Origin of the sequence: Enterobacter sp. WCHEn090032, assembly GCF_003986875.1 — a bacterium.
Lineage (GTDB): Bacteria > Pseudomonadota > Gammaproteobacteria > Enterobacterales > Enterobacteriaceae > Enterobacter > Enterobacter sichuanensis.
The window spans coordinates 68,813-94,905 of record NZ_RXRN01000001.1 but is presented as its reverse complement, the minus strand read 5'-3'; the positions used below and the strand labels follow the sequence as shown (position 1 = coordinate 94,905).

Sequence of the window (26,093 nt, the reverse complement as noted above, 5' to 3'; positions counted from 1 at the left end):
TACACTGTCGGTCATAAGGAGAATCTGATGAAAAAATACCAGCGTCTGGCGCAACAAATTATCTCGCAGATCGAACTTGGCGTTTGGCTGCCGGGCGATAAGCTGCCTTCCCTGCGAGAGCAGGTGGCGAGCAGCGGCATGAGTTTTATGACCGTTGGCCACGCGTATCAGATGCTGGAAAGTCAGGGGCGCATTGTCGCCAGACCGCAGTCGGGCTATTACGTTGCCTCGCGCCCGACCGCGCAACAGCCTGCGCCACCCGCTCAGGTCATGCGTGACGAAGCGGTGGATATCAACACCTACATCTTCGAGGTCTTACAGGCCAGCCGCGACCCCTCCGTTGTGCCTTTTGCTTCCGCGTTTCCCGACCCCCGGCTTTTCCCGCTTCAGCAGCTTAACCGCTCGCTGGCGAACGTCAGCAAAACGGCGACGGCGATGAGCGTGATTGAGAATCTGCCGCCGGGTAACGTCGATCTTCGCCACGCCATTGCCCGCCGCTACGCGCAGCAGGGGATGAACATCTCCCCGGAAGAGATCGTGATCACCGCAGGCGCGCTTGAAGCGCTTAATCTCAGCCTGCAGGCGGTCACCGAGCCCGGCGACTGGGTGATTGTCGAAAACCCCTGTTTCTACGGTGCGCTGCAGGCGCTGGAACGCCTTAAACTGAAAGCCCTGGCGATTGCGACGGACGTCCGCGAGGGGATCGATCTCAATGCGCTTGAACAGGCGCTGAATGATTACCCGGTCAAAGCCTGCTGGATCATGACCAACAGCCAGAATCCGCTCGGCTTCACCCTGAGCGCGGAGAAAAAAGCACAGCTTGTCGCGCTGCTGACCCGTCATAACGTGCCGCTGATTGAAGATGACGTTTACAGCGAACTCTACTTTGGGCGTGAAAAGCCGCTTCCGGCGAAAGCCTGGGATCGCCAGGACATGACGCTGCACTGCTCGTCATTTTCGAAATGTCTGGTGGCCGGCTTTCGCATTGGCTGGGTGGCGGCAGGAAAGCACGCGCGGCGCATTCAGCAGCTGCAGCTGATGAGCACGCTGTCCACCAGCTCTCCGATGCAGCTGGCGCTGGTGGATTACCTGGCGACCAAACGTTACGACGCCCATCTGCGCCGCCTGCGGCGCACGCTGGCCGAGCGAAAACAGCAGGCCTGGCAGTCGCTGTTGCGTCATATGCCTGCCGGGGTCAAAATTCACCATAACGACAGCGGCTATTTTTTATGGCTCGAACTTCCGGCCCAGCTGGATGCCGGGCTGTTGAGCGAACAGGCGTTGAGTCATCACATCAGCATTGCTCCGGGAAAGATGTTTTCCACCTCTGACGCGTGGACTCCGTTCTTCCGTTTTAATACCTCCTGGGCCTGGGGGGAACGGGAAGAGCAGGCGGTGATACAGTTAGGGAAATTAATTAGCAGTATGCTGAAATAAATATTCCCGCCTTTTACTCAATAATCATTCCTTATCTTTTTACCGGCGCGGCGACTATTTCGCCGCGCTGCGTCATACGAAATGTGCATACTGCCTCTCACGGCTAACCCCTTGTCTATAATCCAGTTAACGGGGAATGCGCCCCCGGTCACACCTTGATGAAATTTCTTTAAGCCGCACGGTGCGGCGCATTTGCGCGGTCTACGTTTATTAAGGGAGATATTTTTACGGCACGGCTGCCGCTAAATTTCATTGCGACAGGAGTAACTCTTATGAGCAAAAAATTTGCCCGCAGCAGCCTGTGTGCGCTCGGCATGACTATCATGACCGCGCAAGCCGCAGAACCGCCAAAAGCCATTGGCGACGGGGAAGGCCGGCTGGATATTATTGCCTGGCCGGGATACATCGAACGGGGGCAGACGGATAAAAATTATGACTGGGTCACCCAGTTTGAAAAAGAGACCGGCTGTGCGGTAAACGTCAAAACCGCGGCAACCTCGGATGAAATGGTCAGCCTGATGGCGAAAGGGGGATACGATCTGGTCACCGCGTCGGGCGATGCATCGCTCCGCCTGATCATGGGCAAACGCGTTCAGCCGATTAACCCCGATCTTATTCCCAACTGGAAAACCCTCGACGCACGGATAGTAAAAGGGGAATGGTTTAACGTCGGCGGGAAAGTCTACGGCACGCCCTATCAGTGGGGTCCCAACCTGCTGATGTATAACACCAAAACCTTTCCGACGCCACCGGACAGCTGGAGCGTGGTCTTTACCAGACAGGATCTGCCGGACGGTAAAACCAATCAGGGACGCGTTCAGGCCTACGACGGTCCGATTTACATCGCCGATGCGGCGCTGTTTGTCAAAGCCACGCAGCCGCAGTTGGGCATCAAAGACCCGTACCAGCTCACGGAGGAACAATATGCCGCCGTGCTTAAGGTGCTTCGCGACCAGCATGCGCTGATCCACCGCTACTGGCACGATACCACCGTCCAGATGAGTGATTTTAAAAATGAAGGCGTCGTGGCCTCCAGCGCGTGGCCGTATCAGGCGAACGCCCTGAAGGCCGAGAACCAGCCCATCGCCACCGTCTTCCCGAAAGAGGGGGTGACCGGCTGGGCAGACACCACCATGCTGCACGCACAGGCAAAACACCCGATGTGCGCCTATAAATGGATGAACTGGTCGCTCACGCCGAAAGTGCAGGGCGATCTGGCCGCCTGGTTTGGCTCGCTTCCTGTCGTCCCGCAAGGGTGTAAGGCCAGCACGCTGCTGGGCGAAAAGGGCTGTGAAACAAACGGGTATAACGAGTTCGACAAAATCATGTTCTGGAAAACGCCGGTCGCAGAAGGCGGCAAATATGTGCCTTACAGCCGCTGGACGCAGGATTATATCGCCATCATGGGTGGCCGTTAATCGCCCGGGAGCAGAACATGACGTACGCGGTAGAGTTTAACAATGTTTCCCGCCTGTACGGCGACGTGCGGGCGGTGGATGGGGTGACCATTGCAATCCGTGACGGAGAGTTTTTCTCCATGCTGGGGCCTTCGGGCTCCGGCAAAACCACCTGCCTGCGGCTGATCGCCGGTTTTGAGCAGCTGTCAGGCGGCACGATTTCTATCTTCGGCAAAGAGGCGAGCGAGCTGCCGCCCTGGGAGCGGGACGTGAACACCGTGTTCCAGGACTACGCGCTGTTCCCGCATATGTCGATCCTCGATAATGTCGCCTACGGGTTGATGGTAAAAGGCGTCGATAAGAAAAAACGCCATGCGCAGGCTCGTGATGCGCTGGAAAAAGTGGGGCTGAGCTTTGCCGTTGCCCGCAAACCTTCGCAACTTTCCGGTGGCCAGCGTCAGCGTGTCGCCATCGCCCGGGCGCTGGTCAATGAACCGCGCGTGTTACTGCTGGACGAGCCGTTAGGTGCGCTCGATCTCAAACTGCGTGAACAGATGCAGTTCGAGCTGAAGAAACTTCAGCAGGAACTCGGCATCACCTTTATTTTCGTCACCCACGATCAGGGCGAAGCGCTGTCCATGTCAGACCGGGTGGCGGTATTCAATAATGGACGCATCGAGCAGGTGGATACCCCACGCGATCTCTACATGCGTCCGCGTACGCCGTTTGTTGCCGGTTTTGTTGGCACGTCCAACGTCTTCGATACGGTCCTTGCGCAAAAAATATGCGGCATGGAAGGCGCTTATTCACTGCGTCCGGAACATATTCGCCTTAACCAGAGCGGTGACGTTCAGGTTCAGGGATGCGTGCAGGCCGTTCAGTACCAGGGGGCCGCCACGCGTCTGGAACTGAAACTGGATAATGGCGCAAAACTGCTGGTGAGCCAGGCCAACGTCAGTGACGTCTCGTCGCTGAACGGCGTTGCGCCGGGGCAGGTCGTGATGGCGTCGTGGTCACGCGAGGCGATGATCCGCCTTCACGAGGAGAGGTGAAATGGAGATGAGCGTTGCGCATCCTGGTCCCTCTCGTAGCCGCATGAGCCGCATAACCGCACTGTTCTGGCGTAAGCCGTCGCTTGGGCTGTTCCTGCTGCTGCTTGCGCCGCTGATGTGGTTTGGCATTGTCTATTTAGGGTCGTTGCTGACCCTGCTGTGGCAAGGGTTTTACACCTTTGATGACTTCACCATGACCGTCACGCCGGATCTGACTCTGGCGAATATCCTGGCGCTCTTCAACCCGGCAAACTACGACATTATCCTGCGTACGTTAACCATGGCGGTTGCGGTGACCATTGCCAGCGCTATTCTGGCATTCCCGATGGCGTGGTACATGGCGCGATACACTCACGGCAAGTGGAAGGCGTTTTTCTACATTGCGGTGATGCTGCCGATGTGGGCAAGCTACATCGTCAAAGCCTATGCCTGGACGTTGCTGCTGGCGAAAGATGGTGTGGCGCAGTGGTTTCTCAGCCATCTGGGTCTGGAGCCGATCCTGATCTCACTCCTGACGCTTCCGGCTATTGGCGGCAACACGCTTTCCACCTCCGGGCTGGGACGGTTTCTGGTCTTCGTCTATATCTGGCTGCCGTTTATGATTCTGCCGGTCCTGGCGGCGCTGGAACGCCTGCCTGCGTCTTTATTGCAGGCCTCGGCCGATCTCGGGGCGCGACCCCGCCAGACCTTTCGCTACGTCGTTCTGCCGCTGGCCATTCCGGGTATTGCGGCGGGTTCGATATTTACCTTTTCCCTGACGCTGGGGGATTTCATTGTTCCCCAACTGGTGGGGCCGCCGGGCTATTTCATCGGCAATATGGTCTATTCCCAGCAGGGCGCCATTGGCAATATGCCGATGGCCGCCGCGTTCACGCTGGTGCCCATCGTGCTGATTTCGCTTTATCTGGCGTTAGTGAAACGCCTGGGAGCATTCGATGCACTCTGAACGCGCACCACTGTTCCTGAAAGTGGCAGCCTGGGGAGGCGTTATCTTCCTGCACTTCCCACTGCTGATCATCGCCACCTACGCCTTTAACACCGAAGACGCCGCCTTCAGCTTTCCGCCGCAGGGGCTGACGCTGAAGTGGTTTAGCGTGGCAGCGGGGCGCGGAGACATTATTGAGTCCGTGACGTTGTCACTTCAGATTGCGGCGTTATCCACCGCGATTGCCCTTGTCCTTGGCACGCTTGCTGCAGCGGCCCTGTGGCGAAGCGCGTTTTTTGGCAAGAATGCGATCTCCCTGTTGCTGCTATTGCCGATTGCGTTACCGGGGATCATCACCGGACTGGCACTGCTGACCGCGTTCAAAACCATCAACCTTGAGCCGGGCTTTTTCACTATCGTGGTGGGGCACGCCACCTTTTGCGTGGTGGTGGTGTTTAACAACGTGATTGCCCGGTTCCGACGCACCTCCTGGAGCCTGGTGGAGGCATCGATGGATCTTGGGGCCGACGGCTGGCAAACCTTCCGCTATGTTGTGCTGCCCAATCTGGGTTCAGCGCTGCTGGCCGGGGGAATGCTGGCGTTTGCCCTGTCGTTTGACGAGATAATCGTCACAACCTTTACGGCGGGACACGAGCGCACGTTACCGCTGTGGTTGCTTAACCAGCTCGGGCGTCCCCGCGACGTGCCGGTCACCAACGTGGTTGCACTGCTGGTGATGCTGGTTACAACCGTCCCCATTCTGGGAGCCTGGTGGCTAACCCGCGACGGCGAGAGCATTGCCGGCAGCGGGAAATAACATTCATTTCAACAGGACAATGCTATGCAAACACATCTGCTGATTAAGGGTGAACTGGTTGCCGGAGAAGGAGAGGTGCAGCCGGTTTATAATCCGGCCACCGGAGAGGTACTGCTGGACATTGCTGAAGCGTCACCGGCACAGGTCAATGCGGCGGTAGAGGCCGCTGACCGGGCGTTCATCGACTGGGGGCAGACCACGCCGAAGACGCGTGCAGAGTGCCTGCTGAAACTGGCTGACGCCATTGAGGCGAATGGTGAAGAATTTGCCCGGCTTGAATCTCTCAACTGTGGCAAGCCGCTGCACTGCGTTCTGGGGGATGAGATCCCGGCAGTGGTCGATGTTTTCCGTTTCTTTGCCGGGGCGGCCCGCTGCCTGAATGGCCTCGCCGCCGGAGAGTATCTTGATGGCCACACGTCGATGATCCGCCGCGATCCGGTAGGCGTGGTGGCCTCTATCGCGCCGTGGAACTACCCGCTGATGATGGCAGCCTGGAAGCTCGCGCCCGCGCTCGCCGCCGGTAACTGCGTGGTAATCAAACCCTCTGAAATTACGCCGCTGACGGCACTGAAGCTGGCGGAGCTGGCAAAGGACATCTTCCCGGCGGGAGTCCTGAACGTGCTGTTTGGCCGCGGTAAGACGGTCGGCGATCCGCTGACCGGGCATGAAAAAGTCCGCATGGTCTCGCTGACCGGTTCGATTGCGACCGGGGAACATATCATCGGCCATACGGCTTCCTCCATTAAACGCACCCACATGGAGCTGGGCGGCAAAGCGCCGGTTATCGTGTTTGATGACGCCGACCTGGATGCGGTGGTCGAAGGGGTACGGACGTTTGGTTTCTACAATGCCGGGCAGGACTGTACGGCCGCCTGCCGTATTTATGCCCAGAAAGGGATCTATGCTGCGCTCGTGGAAAAACTGGGCGCCGCGGTAGCCAGCATCAAAATGGGCGCCCCGGAGGATGGGGATACCGAGCTGGGGCCCCTCAGCTCTGCCGCCCATCTTTCACGCGTCTGTCAGGCTGTCGATGAGGCAAAAGCGCTCGGCCATATCCGCGTGGTCACGGGCGGGAGCAAAAAAGAGGGGGCGGGCTACTACTTCCAGCCAACCCTGCTGGCGGGGGCAAAACAGGACGACGCCATCGTCCAGCGCGAGGTGTTTGGCCCGGTGGTGAGCGTCACCGAGTTTGATGACGAGGCGCAGGTGCTGGCCTGGGCGAACGATTCTCAGTATGGCCTGGCGTCATCGGTCTGGACCAAAGACGTGGGCCGCGCGCATCGCCTGAGCGCGCGCCTGCAGTACGGCTGCACCTGGGTGAATACCCATTTTATGCTGGTGAGCGAAATGCCGCATGGCGGCATGAAATTATCCGGCTACGGCAAGGATATGTCGGTCTACGGACTGGAGGATTATACGGTCGTCCGGCACGTCATGATTAAGCACTAAGCCTACGCGCCTGGCCGCTTGCGCGGTCGGGCGTTCACCTTGTCCGTGATGAGTGTTAAGCAAGATACTCAATTGTTATTAGCCGTAATTTTTAAGTGGTTATTCTGTAACGAAAAAACTTGATCTGTATCAACATATGACGCATATTGCGTGCGGTTATTTTTTCGGCTCTGGTATACAGAATGACGTTGTATCAAAAAATGTTGGTTTTTTACGCAATCATGGCTTCCATCTGCGCATTAATCACCTGGTTCCTCTCTAAAGACCGCAAACGTATCCGACTGCTCAGTGCTTTTCTGGTGGGGTCAACCTGGCCAATGAGCTTTCCCGTTGCGCTGCTGGTCTCGCTTTTCTGAAGCACGCTTCCATTTTTAAAAGATGAATATGGCATTCCAGATACGGTAACTGTATAAATACACAGTGCATCGTAAAAGGAGTGCTTATGAACAGTTTTTACTCGCAACAGGCCGGTTGCACCGTGCGCTGGCATGATTTGCCCGGCACTGGCGATCCCGTGGTGTTCATTCACGGGTTGGGCTGTGCCGCTTCCTATGAATATCCCCGTGTCGTGCATGACCCTCAGTTCGGGGCGCGCCGGGCCATTCTCATCGATCTGCCGGGTAGCGGCTACAGCGATAAACCTGCGCACTACCGCTACCGAACCACCGATCAGGCTCGTGTCGTCGTGGAGCTGATTAACCATCTCAAACTGGACACCTTCTGGCTGTACGGTCACAGCATGGGCGGCAGTATTGCTATCGAAACGGCGGGGATGTTGCCCACGCGCGTAAAAGGGCTAATGGTGTCGGAACCCAATTTTCATGCGGGTGGGGGCATGTTCAGCCAGTCTATCGCAGCACAAACCGAGCAACAGTTTCTGGAACAGGGCTATGACGCCATGCTGCGCGCCGAAACCACGGCGTGGGCAGGGTGCCTGCAGAGCAATGCCCCTTACGCCGTCTGGCGCGGTGCCTCGAGTCTGGTGGCGGGCGTTGAGCCAGAATGGGAGGCGCAGTTCCTGTCACTCCCGTGCCCGGTAACGCTGATTTTCGGCGAGCGGTCGCTGCCGGATGACGATGTGGATAATCTGAAGCAGAAGGGCGTTGCGGTAAAAATCATCCCTGCAGCGGGCCACTCAATGTCCTGGGAAAACCCCTCCGCGCTGGCGCAGACGCTAGCCGGGTGTATGACGGAGTGATCGACCGGCGGTGACGGATCTGCAGCGGTGAAGAATCCAGGCCGGGTAAGCGCAGCGCCACCCGGCAAGAAAGGCGGCTACAGTGTTAATCCGCCCTCAGCGTAATAACGCCTGCAGAGCCTTGCGGGCCCCCGGCTGAACATCATGCGGGTGCTGGAAATCAATGTTCTCTATGGCGCGGCTATAGAGCGCAACCAGCCAGTCGTAAACGTACGCAGTGGCCGCATGCACAGGCTGTTCCCCCAGGCGCGTCAGGCGGGGACCGGCGCTGCTGACGACCGGCGTGACGAAGATAGCCTGACCCTTGCGGATGCGGCTGGACGGACGTGTCGCCACGGGCGTCTGGTCATAACCCAGCCAGCCAATGAAATTGCCCATCACGGCATGCAGTTGCGCCGCGCTACTCTTATCCGCTTCGACAATACGCTGTAGCTGCTGAGGCAGATCCAGCCGGTAGCTGGTGACCACCAGCACATCTGCGATTTGCTGCAACACGGCGGGTTCCAGCCCCAGACGGGCGGCGGTGGCTTCATTGCGGCTCCACTGACGCAAATGGTTTATCCAGACCCGGTGCGCAAGACGCGCTTTGTCTTTTGTCTGGAACTGCGCGGTATTTTCATGGGCGCTGTCGGCAAACAGGTCAATGGTGTCCGTGAACAGCCCGTTAACCTGTTCCTCACGCGGTTGCTGAACGGCCAGCAGCGTTTCAAAGGCTTTGAGCGGCGGCAGCAGACCATCCAGCAGCTCACCGTGGCGGGCGGCGCTGCTTTGCAGCGTGCGTACCATGTTTTCCGCCTGAGCACGTCGGGTGCCCGGCTCTTCAACCAGCGGTACCAGATAACTTTGCATCAGCGATGAAAGCGCCTGGCGCAACCCATTTTTTAGGGTGCTGAGACGCTTGTGTCGCAGCGCAGGCAGCGTGGCCTGAGACAGCCACTCGATGACGCGCTGCATGCTGTGGCTGTCCAGCGCCTGCAGCGTACCCCAGCGCAAACCCGGCTTGCCGAGCAGGTGTTGAACGGCTTCATCAAGATTCTGCCGGGTAGTGAAGCGGGCGTCATGGGGGGTAATTGCCCAGACCAGGCCCGGCAGAGCAGAGTCTTCCGCGGGCTGCGTCTCCTTGACCCAGTTCATTAACACTTTTGCTTTTTTGGCCGTCTGCTCGTGCTGCGCCGTGGCGTTGCAAATGACCAGCACATCCGGCTCGAGCTGTTGACGGTAATGCTCCAGCAGCCACTGGGATTTCGCCTGACGCAGCGGGTCAGCACCGGTATCTTCAACAAGCGGGATATCAATGATATCGACGTTATCCAGGGCCGCGTTCTCAACCGGCAACACCAGCTCGCGGGTCAGGAAGGCAAGTAGATCGACGGGGATGCTGATCGCGTTAAGCATTTCACCGTCATTCAGCGGATGAAGCAGCGTCTCCTGGGCGTCCTGCAGGGCTGGCGTACCGTCGTGCGTCAGGAACCCTTCACCCGGCAGCCCAAAGCTATCCACCAGCAGGCTCAGCGGGGCGGCGAGGGCGCTGGCATGGCTGGTCTGATGCAGCACATGGGCCAGGTTTAACCACTGCTGAGTCAGCTCCTGTTGCTCGCCCCACAGCAACGACCAGACGCTGGCGCGCGTGCTGAGATCCAGCGACGGCACCAGCTGGGCAAACTCATGCCACAGGGCGTCATCAATTTGATGTTTAGCGGCAGGCACCGTGCTCTGCCAGAAGCGGGCAATCGCCCCCACTTCCTGCGCCGTGATGCCGGGCACGCCCTGCGGCTGGCGCAGGCCGCGCCATTTCTCCAGGCGTGTCTCAATAACCGCCTTATCCACCGCGCGTATCTGCGGATGCAGCGTCGTGCGGGTAATGAACAGCTGTACCAGCTCGGCTTCGGTAACCAGACTCAGACGCAGCGGGAATGCCTCGTCCACCACGTCAGGGGTTTCGCGGGTGAAGCGAACGGCCATGTTGGTCAGGGCATGTCCCGGGTTGATATGCGAAAAATAGTCAAAGCTGCGCTGGCCCGGCGTCACGTTCAGGCGGCCATTCCCGCTGCCGCACAGGGACAACAGCAGGTGTGCTTTCGCGCTCTGGGAATGACCGTAAAGCCCGATACTGCTCTGGCGGGTCATGGCGCGTTCAATGGCCTGCTCACGCGCCTGCACCGCGTTGATGCGGGCAAGCAGGGCGTCGGCATCGTTATCCAGTACAGGGGCGTTCAGGCGCGTCTCATTAATCCACCCGATTAAGGCCTGAGTGGTGGTGGTCGTCGCTGTCATTTCAGGTATACGCTCCCGCTGTCGATCCAGTAATGGCTGCCGCTGTGTCGGCGATCGGCCAGTGTATTCAGTTTGAAGGTTAATGCGTCAGGTGCCACCGGCGTGCCGTCCTGCAGCCAGGCATCGCTCAGTTCAAAGGCCTCCGGGCCCTCCTGCTTGCTGCCGCCGCAGAGTTTGAGCCGAACGTTCAGCACGCCGTCGCCGGCAATCGCTTTCGCCAGTTCAGGTGAGTTAATGCTGAGCGTGTAGAGCGGCGTGGCGGGCCAGCGCGCGTTCGCCAGCTGACGGAAGCCGAGGGTGACGTTACCGCGTAGCGGGAAGTGCAGGCGCGCGTCGAGCTTCGCACCGGGTTTATCGAGGTCGATGTCCTGGTACCAGACGTTTTCCTCGCGCAGGGTATTCACGGTGTTATCCAGCACGCCGAGATAACGCACCGTGGAATACGCCCCAATGTCCGCAGCTTTAAAGTTGAAGCGCGGCAGGCGCAGATCAAGGGCCAGGCTGCAGAGCATGGCTCCCACGGCAGCCGTCGATTTCGGGTTGCCAATCCGCCCCTGCTGGCTGAACGGATACCATTCGTGCACCTGGTATTTATCCAGCCAGACGATGCGGTTAACCGGCACCGGCTGCAGATGGCGAATCAGTGCCTGAACGCCGGGCAGGCAGCCTGGGCGACCGGTGATGAGCAGAATATCGCAGCTGTAATGTGAAATGGCCTCACACACCGCGTGCAACGGCGAGGCCAGCGTAAACTGTCCGCCCAGCATCGCGTCCTGCATTTCGCGGAAATTGACGTGCAGCGGGACGGCGAACAGATCAAAAGCGTCGGAACCGGCAGGCAGGGCATGATCGATGGCCTGCTGCAGATAATTCATCACGTTGCGGGTCGGTTTCTGCGGCAGAAGATCGCCAAAGGTGGCATGCAGTCCGGCCAGTGGATCGTCAACGTCGCTGGATTCCCACGCGGCAAGAATGGCATGACCAATCGGCATAAAGAGCTGAAGGGCCGTTTGCTGGCGAAGTACGGCCTGGGTATCAATGCGCCCGGAGTCGCCGAACAGTGACGCCATCAACAAAGAAGCATCAGCGATGCCCGATTTCTGCAGCTGCGTTTGCAGGGCGGGCAGTACGTAGCGCTGAATCACGTCCAGTAACGTATCGTCGCCCGCCACCTTAAACCCTTCGCGGAACAGGAGCTGCGGAGTGATTTTGACGTTATTGCCGGAGCCGTCATCCAGCTGGTAATGGGTGATCGCCATATCCGTGGTGCCCCCGCCAATGTCGATGGAGGCGACGCGCAACGCCCGGCCCGGCTGCGCACCGGGTTCAGGCTCACGGTCCGGACGAGCAAGGGAGGCGAAGAAGGCTTCCGTCTGACCGCCAAAGCGAGATATTGCTTCGTTATACAGCCAGACCAGTTGACCGCAGCTGGCTTCGTCCCACTCCATCTGGATTTCTGGCACCGGCACCACGCTTTTTTCCTGCTGTTTGCGGGTGACAAAATCCTCATCCTGCGGGTGCCATCCCATCGCTTTCCAGACAATGGCGATGGCTTCGAACATGCGGCGCCGGAAAATTTCGCGCTCCTGCTTAGGCATGGCCGAGGGCAGTGTCAGGATCAGGGTACGCAGCTGGCGCGGCGACGCCGGGAAGCCCAGACGCAGGCGCGTGGCGACGCTGTTGATCTGCCCCAGTGCCTGCGCCAGCAGTTCGCACAGCATGTGCGTCATCAGCGTGCTGCGGCTGTACTGCGGCGAGAAGACCGGCAGTCGCTCATCCTGCGGCAGCGTGAAGAGCGGCTCGCCGTCATCGTTCATCAGGTTCATCAGCGGGAACGCGGTGGCAAGCGGTTCACGCTGGGTTTTGCTGTTCATCTGGCTAAAGCGCCAGTCCTGTACCACCGGTGTTTCATCCCACAGGTAGCGACGCGGGCTGGAGATGCCGCTGTTACCTTCGGTTCCGAGACGCTGCATCGCCAGCTTGCGGGCCTCATCACCGACGCGGACAATCGACGGCCAGACAAAGGCATCTTCGCGACCGCTTTCAACCGAGAAGTGCTGCTTGCCAAAACGCGCCTCCGAAAACTCAAGACGGCTGGTAAACAGCGGCTCATTAAGGAACTGCGGCTCGCTTAATGAGCGTACCTGCAGTTCGGCGGTCTGACGTAGACCATCGTTCGCATCGCCGTGGTCTTCAATAATCACGCCGCAGGTGTGGGTATTCCCCACGTCGAGTATCAGGTCGACCGGAATGGCCGGGGTGCTGAGCGTATGGGTAACAAATTTGACTTCCGGCACGGTGAGCTGTTCACCGAGCATGGTCAACAGGTTAAGCCAGTGCGCCTGATATTCAAAACTGCGCATCGCCTGCTGCAGGTCGCGCTCGGAACGGTTTTCTACGCCATCGGCATACTGGGTAAACGCCTCGCGCAGCCAGCCGTCAATCCAGGTTTGATCGAGGAAATTTTCAACTTCTGCATCGCGCCATGCCAGGGCAAAGCGGGTCCCGTTCAGGATATCGTTCTCAACCGGGGAGAGGGCGGACGTGGCATGTCCGGCAATCTGGCTGTCAAGCGCCAGGGTCACACGGTGGGTATTGCCTGCCGTGTCGGGGGTGTCAAGCTTGCGCACCTGTACGCGGGCCCAGTTATCCGGCCCTTCTACAAAGGTCCGCGGCGGGTTGAAGCGCAGGAAAGGCACGGGGAGCCAGACGCCGTCGAGAACCGCCAGCGACTGATGCAGCGGGATGGTGGTTTCCGGTTTAACCACTTCAGGCTGCCCACCGTTAATGCCCGGCAGGGTATAGCGCCCGTTAACCATGTCGAAATCGAGTCGTAAAAGCGGGCCATTCGCGGTTTTACGTACGAAGCGCCCGTGACTGGCGGTGTCCTGCGGCGTCAGGCCGAAATCCAGGAACTGCACGCCGCTGTTAGCAATAAGCGTGACGCTTTGTTTATAGTCGCAAAGATTTACCAGCATAGGATCAGGCACCTGCTTTCTTGAACGTCAGTGGAACGACGGTGTTGGCATCATAACGCGCGCGACATTCTGCGATATCGCTGGTGCCTGCTTTACAGGCAACTTCCGGCATCGGGTAGCGGGAACCGTCGGTGCAGCGGGCAGTACCGCGACTCTTGATCATCAGTTCGCCATTGCTGTGCAGCCCGGAGAAGACTTCCGCGCGGCAGACAATGTTGTCGCCATGAACAATACGGGCGAAGCCTTTATTGTTCTGGATTTGATAGCGCATTGACGGCGGCTTGCCGGTCACCGGATCTTTTACGTCGAGGATGGCGCGCCAGGTGCCGTTCAGGAAACGCGTGGATCCCGCTTTTACCTGATTCGCTTCCATTACCATGGCATCTTTCGGGATGGCGGCAATCACCACCGGAGCGGGCTGTGGCGCAGGCGCAGGCTCTTTCTCTTTGCTGGCCACCACCTCTGCCTGATGCAGCGGTAACGTCATCGCCAGCGGCTCAACCGCTTTAATCGGCTTTGGCGCAATCTCCACGGGCTGAGGGGCGGGGGCCGGTGCGGGCTCGGCGGAAGGCGCCTGTTTGGGCCACAGCAGCGGCGCGGCGATGGCGGCAACGATCACGGCAGCAACCGGCAGCGTCCACAGGGGGATACGACGTTTTTTCGCGACAACCGCCGGGGCCGGTTCCTCTACGGGTTGCGCAACAACCGGGGCTGGCTCAGGTTCGTACAGCTCTTCCGGCGTAATGCGCACCACTGTAGAAGGGGCGACCAGCGGCTCGTCAGCGTGCTCAAAGGTCACCACCGGTTCGGGTTCCGGTTCGGGCTCAGGATCGTCAATCACAACGGGGTCAGGCTCTGGGATCAGGGATTCACGCAGGCAGTCGAGGACATCGTCGCGCGCATTTTCGTTGAGGTTTACAAATCCCCAGAAGCTGATCACCGGTTTTCCGTTCACAAGGAAAAGGAAATTTTCACCCGGGAACTGAAACGCCTTTGACAACAGAGAGCCAAAAAGCTGTTGCGCAGTTTTGGGCGACTGGAGGCATTTCTTGCTTAACGACTCGACGCTGGCGAGCGTGTTTTCCAGATAGCGCAGAGCGCGATAACGGTCATCTTCACCGGCCGCTTTCCAGCTGGTTACGCTCCCGTCAACAGGAGAATACCAGTCCACGCGGTCACCGCTGTCGTTGACCTGAGGAATAGCCAGACAGTCGACGATGGCCTGCTGTTTGCGCAACCGGAGCGCTTCCCGGATTTGTAACGCTGATTCGAAAACGGCTTGTCCGCCGCCGCCAACGGCCTGAAAATCATCCAGATTACCGCTGCGTAAAAGAGTTTTTGCCACGATTTGATCCCATATACTTCTTCACACCGTTACTTTAACGAAACGAGGAAGCAAACAAACGGAGGAAGAGACGCTAAAAGCGCCGATTTCTTGCGGCATAGAAAGTGACGGTTGTGCTTGACGAATAATGGCACTTAAGACAAATCGCTTTTTCTGACGCTGGCTGCAAAACCAGCGAAAAACGCGACTTTAGAATAACCTGATAGTGTTTCGTTATTTGCCAGGTGATTACGGCTGTGCTGTTATTACTGTTCTATATAATAAAATTGTCAGGGTTATAACCATGTCTACAGGGAAAACACTGCTCGCCCTTGCGCTGAGCGCACTTTTACCAGCCGGTGCCGCATGGGCGGCAAACAACGACACCCTTATTTACTGTTCTGAAGCGTCCCCCGAGTCCTTCAACCCGCAAATTGCCAGCTCTGGACCGTCTTTTGTGGCCAGCTCTCAGGTGCTCTATAACCGCCTGATCAATTTCGACCCGGTGAAAAATACCCCGGTGCCGTCGCTTGCCGAGTCCTGGACGATTTCACCTGATGGCAAGACCTATACCTTTACCCTGCGCAAAGGGGTGAAGTTCAACAGCAATAAATACTTCAAACCGACGCGTGACTTTAACGCCGATGACGTTATTTTCTCGGTCATGCGTCAGAAAGACCCTAAACACCCGTACCACAATGTGTCGCAGGGCAATTACGAATACTTTAACGATGTGGGTCTCGATAAACTGATCCAGGACGTGAAAAAGGTCGATGATTACCACGTTCAGTTCACCCTCAGTGAACCCAACGCCGCATTCCTGGCCGACTGGGGGATGGATTTCGCCTCCATTCTCTCCGCTGAATACGCCGACGCGATGCTGAAAAAAGGCACCCCGGAGAACGTGGACACCTGGCCGATTGGTACCGGGCCTTACGTTCTGCAGCAGTACAAAGTGGATTCGCTGATCCGCTACGTTGCGAACCCGAACTACTGGGAAGGTGAGGTGCCGACGAAGCATCTCATCTTCTCCATCACGCCAAACGTGGAAACCCGTCTGGCGAAGCTGCAGACCAACGAGTGCCAGATCATTCCTGCGCCGTCCCCGGTACAGTTTGATGTTATCAAGAACAACAAAGACCTGACGCTGCACGCCGTCGATGCGCTGAACGTCGGCTATCTGGCGTTTAACACCGAGAAAAAACCGTTTGATAACGTGCTGGTGCGTCAGGCGCTGAACTACGCGACCGACAAGAAGGCTATCGTTAATGCGGTGTTTATGGGGTCGGGCACGGTGGCAAAATCGCCGATCCCGCCAAACATGCTGGGCTTTAACAAAGCGTTGAAGGACTACAGCTACGATCCTGAAAAAGCGAAAGCGCTGCTGAAGCAGGCCGGGCTGGAGAAGGGCGCGGAGGTCACGCTATGGTCAATGCCGGTTCAGCGTCCGTATAACCCTAACTCCCGTCGTATCGCGGAGATGATCCAGAGCGACTGGGCAAAAGTCGGCGTGAAGGCCAAAATTGTCTCTTACGAGTGGGGCGAATACCTCTCCGGCATGCGTAAAGGCGAACATGACTCTGCGCTGTTTGGCTGGATGTCCGATAACGGCGACCCGGACAACTTTGCCGATGTGCTGCTGGGCTGCAACAGCATTAAAACCGGCTCAAACGCCGCGCGCTGGTGTGACAAAGGGTATGATGCCCTGGTACAAAAAGCGAAGCTGACCAGCAACCCGGCGGAGCGTGCGAAACTCTACGGCCAGGCGCAGGAAATCTTCTACCAGCAGGCGCCGTGGATCGCGCTGGCGAACGGCAAAACGTTCTATGCGACCCGCAGCAACGTAACCGGGTACAGCGTGAGCCTGATGGGCAGCGATTTCTCAAAAGCGAAGCTGAATTAAGCATATCATCGCCGGGTGGCGGCTACGCCTTACCCGGCCAACATTTGGCACCCGTAGGCCCGGTAAGCGTAGCGCCACCGGGCACATAACAAGGAGTGACAATGTCACATTTAAACGACGTGATTGCCCGTGTCGATGGCGCGATTAACGAAGGTGTCATCACCCATATGAATGAACTGCTGATTGAACTGAGCGATGATGCTGAGCTGAGCCGTGAAGACCGTTACACCCAGCAACAACGCCTGCGTACCGCCATTTCGCACCACGGCAAGGAGCACAGAGAAGAGATGGAGGCGCGCCACGAACAGCTGACCAAAGGTGGCACGATCCTCTAGCGATTAAAACTGACGTCGCGCCACCAGCCAGGCGCCGACGACCAGCAGCACCGCGCCGCACACCGGGCCGATCAGGGCGCGTAGCGGAATGCCGTTGCTTCTCAGCACGTCCATTACCAGCCCGCCGATAAGCTGGCTTGCCACCAGCACGGCAATCGTCGTCGCCGCGCCAACATTCTGATACCCGCTGATGCTGGCAAACACAAAAAAGGAGCCCAGCAGCCCGGGAATGAGCGTCCACCAGCGTACCGTTGCGGCCAGCTCGCTAAATCCGGCGACGCCCTGTTTCAGCAGCAGAATGCTGACAAACAGCACAATGCCGACCAGGGAATTCAGCAACATCGCGATAAGTATGGTGGAGGAGGACTGGGTGATACGCACCATCAGGGTGTTTTGCACCACCAGGCCTATTCCCGCCGCCACCAGAAATGCCAGCGTTAGCGACTGATTCATGGGATAGCGTCCGGATCGCTGCGCTCATCCAGCTGCAGCTGCATAAAGGTTAAATCCAGCCAACGGCCAAACTTGGTCCCCACCTGTGGCATTTGCCCCGTCGTGACAAAACCGAGCGTTTCATGAAGATGGATCGAAGCCTGATTCTGCGCTTCAATCCCGGCAACCATCACGTGTTTACCGATGGCGCGGGCCTCGTCAATCAACGCTTTCATCAGCGTGCGGCCAATGCCTTTGCCCTGATGATCCGGGTGGACGTAAACCGAGTGCTCAACGGTGTGACGAAAACCGTCAAAAGCGCGCCAGTCGCCAAAGGAGGCGTAACCGGTTATCGCGCCGTCTTCCTCACTGACCAGCACCGGGTAACCCGCGAGCGTGCGCGCTTCAAACCAGGCGATGCGGTTCTCGGTATCGACGGTTTTATCGTTCCAGATCGCGGCGGTGTGCAGCACCGCGTGGTTGTAAATCTCTCCTATCGCAGCGCAGTCTTCTTTGCAGGCATGACGAACGATCATGATTAAACCTCTGTGTGTTGTTCACTATAGTGTTACGTTATGGCTACGATATTACACAACTGTATCGCCCGATCGCTACGGCATAAGCCATATTTTTTTGTTATCAAAACCCCATTGAAATGCCGTTCATACACTATAGTATGACGTCATGAACACCATAACAGACACAATGAATCAACGGATTAGCGCAAGAATTCGCCTGGAACGCGAGTCTCGCGGCTGGTCCCTGAGCGAGCTTGCTGACCGGGCAGGCGTCTCCCGCGCCATGATCCATAAGATAGAGCGTGGGGACAGCAGCCCGACAGCCACCTTGCTTGCCCGCCTGTCTGGCGCGTTTGGCATCAGCATGTCCACGCTGATTGCCCGGGCCGAGATGCAGGAAGGAAAACTGCTGCGCCTGGCAAACCAGCCCGTCTGGCGCGACCCGCAAACGCACTACCTCCGCCGCCATGTTTCTCCCCGCACCGATCTGCCCATCGATCTTGTTCAGGTCGAACTGCCTGCGGGCAGCGATGTTCCGATGCCCGCATCTTCTTACGCGCTGGCACGTCAGCTTATCTGGCTGCAGTCCGGCGAGCTGGTGTTTCAGGAGGGCGATACGCGCCATGAGATGCGCGCCGGAGACTGTCTTGAACTGGGGCCGCCCAATGACTGCCGGTTCATCAATGAAACGAATGAACCCTGTATCTATCTGGTTGTACGGCTGAACCAGTCTGGCTCGTAATGCCAAGGCGAGAACGCCGTTCCTGCGCCAGGCTGTAATGACATTTGTACCAGAAGGAGATCCTGATGAATCAACCTGTTTCGCAAAATCGCCGCTGGGTCCTGGCTTCGCGCCCTCATGGTGCGCCTGTCGCGGAAAATTTTCGTCTGGAAACGCAACCCGTTCCGGAACCTGAGGCGGGGCAGCTTTTGCTTCGCACCGTCTGGCTGTCGCTGGATCCTTACATGCGCGGGCGCATGAGCGATGCGCCATCCTATTCACCGCCGGTTGAGATTGGTGCGGTGATGGTAGGGGGAACGGTCAGCCGTGTTGAACACTCCCGACATCCCGATTTCAGACCGGGTGAGTGGGTACTGGGCTACAGCGGCTGGCAGGAGTATGAACTTTCAGACGGCAGCGGTCTGGTGAAGCTCGGTGAAAATCCCTCTCATCCTTCCTGGGCGCTGGGTGTTCTGGGTATGCCGGGCTTTACTGCCTATATGGGGCTGCTGGATATCGGGCAACCCAAAGCGGGTGAGACGCTGGTGGTTGCGGCGGCAACAGGCCCGGTGGGGGCGACCGTGGGGCAGATTGGCAAAATCAAAGGTTGCCGGGTGGTCGGCGTCGCCGGTGGTGCTGAAAAATGCCGCCATGCCGTCGAGGTCCTCGGGTTTGACCAGTGTCTGGATCACCACGCGGCGGATTTCGCTGAACAACTGAAACACGCCTGCCCGAACGGCATTGATGTCTATTATGAGAACGTCGGCGGCAAAGTCTTTGATGCGGTGCTGCCGCTGCTGAATACCGCTGCACGCGTGCCGGTGTGTGGTCTGGTCAGCGGTTATAATGCGACGGGCCTGCCAGAGGGGCCGGATCGCTTGCCGCTTCTGATGGCGACCCTGCTCAAGAAACGCATTCGTATGCAGGGCTTTATCATCGGCCAGGACTACGGGCACCGCATTCAGGAGTTCCAGCAGGAGATGGGGCGCTGGGTACAGGAAGGTAAAATTCACTATCGTGAACAGGTCACGGACGGGCTGGAGAACGCACCGGAGGCGCTGATTGGCCTTCTTGAAGGGCGGAACTTCGGTAAAGTCGTGATTCGCGTCGCGGACGACAATAAATAAAGAGTACTATGGCGGGGTTTCCCGCCATATTTATTTGTGAAGATACGATATATTGTCTTTAATTACTGGACATGGCATTTCGCGCCATCATCCCGGATGAGCCCGAAATCGATAAAAAATGACGTTTGCTTTTTTTTGCAGTTTTTACGTACTCCCACCACCAGGCATGACGATACAGGATATATCGGACCAGCGTCGTTTTATTAAAACTGGCGTTTAAAAATAGCATTAAGTTTTAGCTACAGGAATTGAACATGCTTGATTTGGATCACTTAGAAAAAGCCCAAAGGGTCAGCCTTACTATGCAAGTTGAACTCAGTTTGAAAGGGGCGTTAATTACAGGCTCACTCAAACCTGGGGCACGACTGATAACGAAAGAGATCGCCGATAAATTAGGTACCAGTATTACTCCGGTTCGCGAGGCGCTTTTGCGGCTGGTCTCTTCTGGCGCGTTACATGCTACCCCCGCGCAGGCATTTCTGGTGCCAGAGGTGACGCTGGAGCGTTATAACGAGATTAACGCCATCAGAAAACAGCTTGAGCCGATGGCCGTTGCCGCCGCCTGTCAGAATATGTCTGACACTAAGCTTGAGACGTTGCGCAAAATGTCAGACGCCTTCCATGAGGCCATGCGCAACGGGCACGTTCAGCAGGCACTGCATGCAAATCGCGTCTTGCGGTTTACGCTGTATCAGTATGCGGAAATGCCAACGCTTAACGCGCTAATTGAACAGTTATGGGTGCGTATCGGGCCATGCATGAACTATCTGCATCAGGAACTCAACGACATCAAAGCCTCGACATATCACTATGACGAACTCCTTTCCGCCCTTGAGCGAAGAGATGTTGAAGCCAGTCAGAAGGCAATTGATAAGTTGATTGATGAAGCTAATACTCTTTTACAGCGACAATATTTTAACTGAGAGATTATTTAACAGAGCGACTATATACCGCACCTGATTATTTATCTGATGAATAACTCCTGATGGTTTATTGCCATCAGGAGCGTTATTTTAGGGATAAAATAAACTTTTCTTATTACTTACTCGAAGCGATAAGAGACCGAGAGTCCTACACCGTAGTTACGTCCAGGTGCAGGCTCGTAATAACGGCCGTTGGACTCGTTGACAATGACTGAGCCGACGTACTCTTTATCGAAGAGATTATCGACGCGACCAAAGACGTCCATGCCCCAGTTGCCATAGTTAAATTTATACCCGGTATTCAGTCCGACCACCGTATACGATGGCGCTTTCGCCGTGTTCTCATCGTCGGCCATGATATCGCTCATGTAACGCACATCTGAACCCGCGTACCAGCCTTCCTCCGGCTGCCAGCCAAACGAGGCGTAACCCATATTACGGGCGATGCCCGGCATCCGGTTACCGTTACAGTTCGTATCGCCGCATACGTTGGTGCGATAAGTGGCGTCCAGATAGGTCCACGCCATCTTCAGCTTCCAGTTTTCAGCGAACTGCTGATCGAGGGACACTTCGACACCCTGACGACGGGTTTTGCCGGCATTTTTATAGCTGGTACGGCCGCCAGAGCTGGCATCCACCACGATCTCGTCATCCGTATCGGTGCGGAACAGGGCGGCGGTCAGCAGGCCATTGCCGATGCGGGTTTTGCTGCCCACTTCATAGGTGTTGTTGGTGGACGGTTTCAGACCAATATTCAGCCCACCCTGGTTATCTGAACGGTAGGAAAGCTCGTTGATGGTTGGCGTTTCAAAGCCACGCCCGGCGGCGGCGTACAGGTTCCACGCGTCCGTCACGGCATACTTCACGGAACCGGCAGGGAGCCATTTGTGGTAGCTCGCGTCGCCGCTGTCATCGCCATTGCCCGGCGTCACGTAGTGGTCATTGGAATCAAACCAGACCGAGCTGTAGCGTACCCCGGCATCCACTGACAGTTTCTGCGTCAGCTGCCAGCTCGTCTGCAGATACGGATCGACGTTCCACATCAAATTGCGTTCATTGCGACGCTTATCACCTTTGACGCCGTAATCCGGTACGCCGTTATCCATGACGAAGTTCTCGTATCCGCGACGATCTTCGCTCATGTTTTCGTAGTTAAGACCGGTGGTGAAGGTCACCGGCACCAGCAGCTCGCCACGGTGCGTCCAGCGGGTATCAATCCCCTGATAGTGGCGCTGCATATCGATCACCCCACCGGAGTGGGAAGGTTTCAGCTGCGGCTGATACGGAATCGACTGGTACTGCGTCATTTCACGCTCACCGGCGTACATCATCACGCTGAGGTCGTCCTGGGTGCTGAGCTGACGGTCGTAACGCAAACCAGCCTGGGTCTGTTTGATGGTTTTACGCGTGTTGTACTGATCGCCGCGCGGGGACTGGCGCGGGTTGTCCCGCCACTCCTGATAGTTCAGTCCGCCCGGATCGTTGGCCTTCATGTCCACGCTGTTAAAGACCAGCGTCAGCTTGCTGACGTCATCAATACGCACGCCCAGTTTGGCGTTGGCAAGGTTCTTACGCGCGCCGCTGTGGTCGCGATAACCTCTGGTGGTGAAACGGGTGGTGGACACGGTGTAATCCACATCGCCCGCGTGGGTGCCATCACCCATCGCGCCAGTGGCTTTCATGCCGTAGCGCCAGGTTCCGTAACTGCCATAATAGCTGCTGGCTTCAATAGTCGGCGGCTGCTGTCCGGTCTGGGTATTGATGTTAATCACGCCGCCAGAGGCGTTGCCGTACAGGGCAGAGAAGGGGCCGCGCAGCACTTCAACACTCTCCACGCTTGAGAGATCGATGTTCGAGGTCTGACCCTGTCCGTCCGGCATGGTGGCCGGAATACCGTCTACGTACATACGGATGCCGCGCACGCCGAAGGTTGAACGGGCACCAAACCCACGCATCGACAGCTGAAGATCCTGCGCATAGTTTTGCCGGTTCTGAATTTGCAGGCCCGGGACGCTGCCGAGAGATTCAGACAGGTTGATACGGGGAGCGGCATGGCGCATGTCGTCGCCATTGACGACGCTGACCGCGGCTGGAGTATCGAGTTCCGATACGGTTTGCGGCGTGGCGCTGACGATCATGGTCTGTTCTTCCGCGCTCATGGCGGTAAGAGGTGCAAAAATAACAGGAACCAGCAGCAGCGGAAGAGAAGCCTTATGGGCAGAAATGATTTTCATGAATAAAACCGGTTGTGGTGTATAAACGAACCAAATGGAACATGTCCATATATGTTAAAGGTTTTGTAAAAGTTTTGAAAACTATAACCGCACATTGCGTTAATGGAAGGCGAAGCGGGAAAGAAAATCTCCACATTTGATTCATTAATGATTACTATTCTCATTATCAAAAGGCAATGCCATGACGTTGCCTGCCGGAAGCGATGTCAGCAGAACCCCTCATTTCAGAAAAGGAATTGTTATGTCTTTACGTCATCTGTGCTCACCGCGCCTGAGCCTGTCACTGCTTTCAGCCACGTTACTGCTTGCCGGAACGTTCCAGGTTCATGCCGCCGAAGAGGTGCTGCGTAAAGCCGTGGGCAAAGGGGCGTATGAAATGGCGGTGAGCCAGCAGGAAAATGCCCTGTGGGTCGCGACGTCGCAAAGCCGTAAAACCGACAAGGGCGGCGTTGTCTATCGCCTCGATCCGGTTACGCTGGACGTGACGCAGGCGATTCACAGCGATCTCAAACCTTTTGGTGCCACTCTTGATAAGGCGACCCAGACGCTGTGGTTGGGCAACACTATCAACGGTGCGGTAACGGCCATCGATGCGAAAACGGGCGATGTAAAAGGGCGGCTGGTGCTGGATGGGCGTCAGCGTAGTGACACCGTTAAGCCACTGCAGCCGCGCCAGCTGGTGGCCGATGACAGCACGAACACCGTGTACATCACGGGTGTGGGGAAAGAGAGCGTCGTCTGGGTGGTGGATGGCGCCACGCTGAAGCTGAAAGCGACCATTGCCAATACCGGGACCTACAGCACCGGCCTGGCGCTGGACGCGCAGGCGAAACGTCTTTATACCACCAATGCGGACGGCGAGCTGGTGACGATTGATACGGCCAGCAATAAAATTATCAGCCGTAAAAAGGTGCAGGATGACGGCAAAGAGCACTTCTACCTGAATCTGAGCCTCGACACTGCCGGTCAGCGCGCGTTCCTGACCGATTCAAAACAGCCGGAAGTGCTGGTGGTGAGCCTGAAAGAGGGCAGCGTGATCGGCAAAATCGCCGCGCCGGAATCGCTGGCCGTCCTGTTTAACCCGGCCCGCAATGAAGTTTATGTGACGCACCGTGAAGCCGGTAAGGTGAGCGTGATTGACGCCACATCGTATAAGGTCACCAAAACCATCGACACGTCGGTCTACCCGAACAGCCTGGCGCTCTCAGCGGATGGCAAAGCCCTGTACGTGACGGTGAAACAGAAATCCACCCGTCAGCAGGAAGCCACCCAGCCTGACGATGTGATTCGTATCGCGTTGTAATAAAAAAAGGGAAGGCTAAATGCCTTCCCTTTTTGTTGACTGCGTATTAACGCGAGGTCTCTTCAACCAGCGGCGCGTCGTGTTTTTCATCATCAGGATGAACCGGCGCGGTGCTGTGGATCTCGTGAACGCGTTTACGCACGCCAAACCAGCCGGCAATCAGCAGCACGGCCAGCAGCGGAATGGTCGCGATGGTGTAGGTGCCGTTCGGGTAGTCGAACGCCATCAGCACCAGCACGCTGAACAGGAAGAGCAGGGTGAGCCAGGAGGTCACCGGTGCACCAGGCAGCTTAAAGCTCACGTCAGCGGCTTTCCCTTCTTTGATCGCTTTACGCAGACGCATCTGGCAGACCACGATAAAGCCCCAGGAGGCGATGATCCCGAGTGCGGCCACGTTCAGCACGATTTCGAAGACCTGAGACGGGACCAGGTAGTTCAGGAACACGCCGAAGACGTAGACCACCAGCGTGGCCAGAATACCGGCGTACGGCACGTGCTGCTTGCTCATCTTCGACATGAACTTCGGCGCAGAACCGCCCATCGACATGGAGCGCAGGATACGGCCGGTAGAGTACAGACCGGAGTTCAGGCTCGAGAGCGCCGCCGTCAGCACCACAATGTTCATGATACTGCCAACGTAAGGCACGCCCAGTTTAGAGAAGAAGGTCACGAACGGACTCTGACCCGCCTGATAGGCGTTCCACGGCAGCAGCAGAACCAGCAGGACCACGGAACCGACGTAAAACAGACCGATACGCCAGATCACGCTGTTGATAGCTTTTGGCACCATCGTCTGCGGATCTTTACATTCACCTGCTGCGGTACCCACCAGCTCGATGGAGGCAAAGGCGAACACCACGCCCTGAACCAGCACCAGCGCAGGCAGCAGACCGTGCGGGAAGAAACCGCCGTTATCGGTTATCAGGTGGAAGCCGGTGGCGTTGCCATCCAGCGGTTTACCGCTGCCAAGGAAGACGGTACCCACGACCAGGAACACCACGATGGCCAGCACTTTGACCAGCGCAAACCAGAACTCCATCTCCGCGAACCACTTCACGCCGATCATGTTCATGGTGCCGACAATGGCCAGCGCGCCAAGCGCAAAGACCCACTGCGGCACATCGCCGAACGCGCCCCAGTAGTGCATATACAGCGCAACCGCGGTGATATCGACGATACCGGTCATCGCCCAGTTGACGAAGTACATCCAGCCCGCCACGTAGGCCGCTTTTTCACCGAGGAATTCACGGGCGTAGGAGACGAAGCTGCCGCTGGAAGGGCGATGCAGTACCAGTTCGCCCAGCGCGCGAAGAATGAAGAAAGAGAAGATCCCGCACACCAGATAGACCAGGGCGAGAGCCGGGCCAGCCATCTGCAGACGTGCACCCGCACCTAAAAACAGACCCGTTCCGATAGCGCCGCCGATGGCGATCATTTGAACCTGACGGTTGCCCATCGCTTTGTGGTAGCCCTCTTCGTGGGAGTTCAACCAGCGACGTTTAGCAGCATGATGATCGGCTGCGCTTTTATTGCTTGTTTTCATTGAGTTACCTGTTTGCCTGTCTGAACCATTATCGTGATAGTCCTGCCTGGCAGAATGCAATACAAACGATTGCTTCTGCGCAAACACATGTCGCCTTCCCAGTCATTCTGCGTATGGATAAGGCGAAACATGGCGAGGCATCCTACCTGCAATTCATAAGCGACGCAAAATATAACCGTGCCGAAAGTGATGCACGTCGAAGG

At 57.3% G+C, this 26,093-nt stretch carries 21 protein-coding genes; 14 read left to right on the top strand and 7 right to left on the bottom strand.

The genetic code is table 11. The annotated features are described in order from the left end of the window. The first annotated feature begins 27 nt into the window (after window positions 1-27). From EKN83_RS00435 to EKN83_RS00400, 8 genes are all read left to right on the top strand, one after another. The gene (locus EKN83_RS00435; RefSeq protein WP_025759115.1) at window positions 28-1,437 is read left to right on the top strand and encodes a PLP-dependent aminotransferase family protein; all 1,410 of its coding nucleotides are present in this window, start codon (window positions 28-30) and stop codon (window positions 1,435-1,437) included. A 272-nt stretch (window positions 1,438-1,709) separates the two neighbouring features. After that, window positions 1,710-2,855 carry a putative ABC transporter substrate-binding protein YdcS gene (gene ydcS, locus EKN83_RS00430; RefSeq protein ID WP_045285054.1) on the top strand — a complete coding sequence of 382 codons (1,146 nt, stop codon included), beginning with the start codon at window positions 1,710-1,712 and terminating at the stop codon, window positions 2,853-2,855. A 17-nt stretch (window positions 2,856-2,872) separates the two neighbouring features. Next, window positions 2,873-3,886 (top strand): ABC transporter ATP-binding protein, encoded by a 1,014-nt coding sequence (locus EKN83_RS00425; protein ID WP_045285053.1) that lies wholly within the window; start codon window positions 2,873-2,875, stop codon window positions 3,884-3,886. A gap of 1 nt (window position 3,887) precedes the next feature. Next, the gene (locus EKN83_RS00420) at window positions 3,888-4,832 is read left to right on the top strand and encodes an ABC transporter permease (protein WP_126800108.1); all 945 of its coding nucleotides are present in this window, start codon (window positions 3,888-3,890) and stop codon (window positions 4,830-4,832) included. Next, window positions 4,822-5,628 carry an ABC transporter permease gene (locus tag EKN83_RS00415; RefSeq protein WP_045285051.1) on the top strand — a complete coding sequence of 269 codons (807 nt, stop codon included), beginning with the start codon at window positions 4,822-4,824 and terminating at the stop codon, window positions 5,626-5,628. Before EKN83_RS00420 ends, EKN83_RS00415 begins: the two co-directional genes overlap by 11 nt. 24 nt (window positions 5,629-5,652) lie before the next feature. After that, the gene (patD, locus tag EKN83_RS00410) at window positions 5,653-7,077 is read left to right on the top strand and encodes an aminobutyraldehyde dehydrogenase (RefSeq protein ID WP_126800107.1); all 1,425 of its coding nucleotides are present in this window, start codon (window positions 5,653-5,655) and stop codon (window positions 7,075-7,077) included. 182 nt (window positions 7,078-7,259) lie between these two features. Beyond that, complete coding sequence (locus EKN83_RS00405) at window positions 7,260-7,433, top strand: GhoT/OrtT family toxin (protein WP_013096478.1); 174 nt, start codon at window positions 7,260-7,262, stop codon at window positions 7,431-7,433. Between the two features lie 86 nt (window positions 7,434-7,519). Next, on the top strand, window positions 7,520-8,275 hold the full coding sequence (locus EKN83_RS00400; protein WP_126800106.1) for an alpha/beta fold hydrolase: 756 nt from the start codon (window positions 7,520-7,522) through the stop codon (window positions 8,273-8,275). 96 nt (window positions 8,276-8,371) lie between these two features. Here EKN83_RS00400 and EKN83_RS00395 read toward each other — a convergent pair whose 3' ends face one another. From EKN83_RS00395 to EKN83_RS00385, 3 genes are read right to left on the bottom strand one after another with little or no spacing between them, the layout of a single operon-like run. Beyond that, complete coding sequence (locus EKN83_RS00395; RefSeq protein WP_126800105.1) at window positions 8,372-10,549, bottom strand: virulence factor SrfC family protein; 2,178 nt, start codon at window positions 10,547-10,549, stop codon at window positions 8,372-8,374. Next, complete coding sequence (locus EKN83_RS00390; RefSeq protein ID WP_095451228.1) at window positions 10,546-13,527, bottom strand: virulence factor SrfB; 2,982 nt, start codon at window positions 13,525-13,527, stop codon at window positions 10,546-10,548. Before EKN83_RS00390 ends, EKN83_RS00395 begins: the two co-directional genes overlap by 4 nt. A gap of 4 nt (window positions 13,528-13,531) precedes the next feature. Continuing rightward, window positions 13,532-14,872, bottom strand: a complete 1,341-nt coding sequence (locus EKN83_RS00385) for an SrfA family protein (RefSeq protein ID WP_126800104.1) — start codon at window positions 14,870-14,872, stop codon at window positions 13,532-13,534. A gap of 283 nt (window positions 14,873-15,155) precedes the next feature. On the opposite strand from EKN83_RS00385, the gene EKN83_RS00380 reads away from it, so the two are divergent. Together EKN83_RS00380 and EKN83_RS00375 are read left to right on the top strand one after the other, a co-directional pair. Beyond that, window positions 15,156-16,754 (top strand): ABC transporter substrate-binding protein, encoded by a 1,599-nt coding sequence (locus EKN83_RS00380; RefSeq protein ID WP_045285046.1) that lies wholly within the window; start codon window positions 15,156-15,158, stop codon window positions 16,752-16,754. A gap of 101 nt (window positions 16,755-16,855) precedes the next feature. Continuing rightward, complete coding sequence (locus EKN83_RS00375) at window positions 16,856-17,089, top strand: YdcY family protein (RefSeq protein ID WP_025759130.1); 234 nt, start codon at window positions 16,856-16,858, stop codon at window positions 17,087-17,089. Window positions 17,090-17,092: 3 nt separating this feature from the next. Here EKN83_RS00375 and EKN83_RS00370 read toward each other — a convergent pair whose 3' ends face one another. Together EKN83_RS00370 and EKN83_RS00365 are read right to left on the bottom strand one after the other, a co-directional pair. Next, entirely contained in the window at window positions 17,093-17,542 is a 450-nt protein-coding gene (locus tag EKN83_RS00370; RefSeq protein ID WP_025759133.1) for a DMT family transporter, read from the bottom strand. Further along, window positions 17,539-18,057 (bottom strand): GNAT family N-acetyltransferase, encoded by a 519-nt coding sequence (locus EKN83_RS00365; RefSeq protein ID WP_025759134.1) that lies wholly within the window; start codon window positions 18,055-18,057, stop codon window positions 17,539-17,541. Before EKN83_RS00365 ends, EKN83_RS00370 begins: the two co-directional genes overlap by 4 nt. A 148-nt stretch (window positions 18,058-18,205) precedes the next feature. On the opposite strand from EKN83_RS00365, the gene EKN83_RS00360 reads away from it, so the two are divergent. The 3 genes from EKN83_RS00360 (at window position 18,206) to EKN83_RS00350 (ending at window position 20,810) form a co-directional block, all read left to right on the top strand. After that, window positions 18,206-18,781, top strand: coding sequence for a helix-turn-helix domain-containing protein (locus EKN83_RS00360; protein ID WP_025759136.1), 576 nt, complete (start codon window positions 18,206-18,208; stop codon window positions 18,779-18,781). Between the two features lie 65 nt (window positions 18,782-18,846). Next, entirely contained in the window at window positions 18,847-19,887 is a 1,041-nt protein-coding gene (locus tag EKN83_RS00355) for an NADP-dependent oxidoreductase (RefSeq protein WP_126800103.1), read from the top strand. 254 nt (window positions 19,888-20,141) lie between these two features. Continuing rightward, entirely contained in the window at window positions 20,142-20,810 is a 669-nt protein-coding gene (locus tag EKN83_RS00350; protein ID WP_047958705.1) for a GntR family transcriptional regulator, read from the top strand. A gap of 119 nt (window positions 20,811-20,929) precedes the next feature. Here the strand turns inward: EKN83_RS00350 and pqqU are convergent, their stop codons facing one another. Continuing rightward, window positions 20,930-23,044, bottom strand: a complete 2,115-nt coding sequence (pqqU, locus tag EKN83_RS00345) for a TonB-dependent receptor PqqU (protein ID WP_126800102.1) — start codon at window positions 23,042-23,044, stop codon at window positions 20,930-20,932. A gap of 241 nt (window positions 23,045-23,285) precedes the next feature. Between pqqU and EKN83_RS00340 the strand changes: the two genes are divergently transcribed. After that, window positions 23,286-24,347, top strand: a complete 1,062-nt coding sequence (locus EKN83_RS00340; RefSeq protein WP_126800101.1) for a YncE family protein — start codon at window positions 23,286-23,288, stop codon at window positions 24,345-24,347. A gap of 46 nt (window positions 24,348-24,393) precedes the next feature. Here EKN83_RS00340 and ansP read toward each other — a convergent pair whose 3' ends face one another. Continuing rightward, window positions 24,394-25,890 carry an L-asparagine permease gene (ansP, locus tag EKN83_RS00335; RefSeq protein WP_008501774.1) on the bottom strand — a complete coding sequence of 499 codons (1,497 nt, stop codon included), beginning with the start codon at window positions 25,888-25,890 and terminating at the stop codon, window positions 24,394-24,396. Window positions 25,891-26,093: the final 203 nt, after the last annotated feature.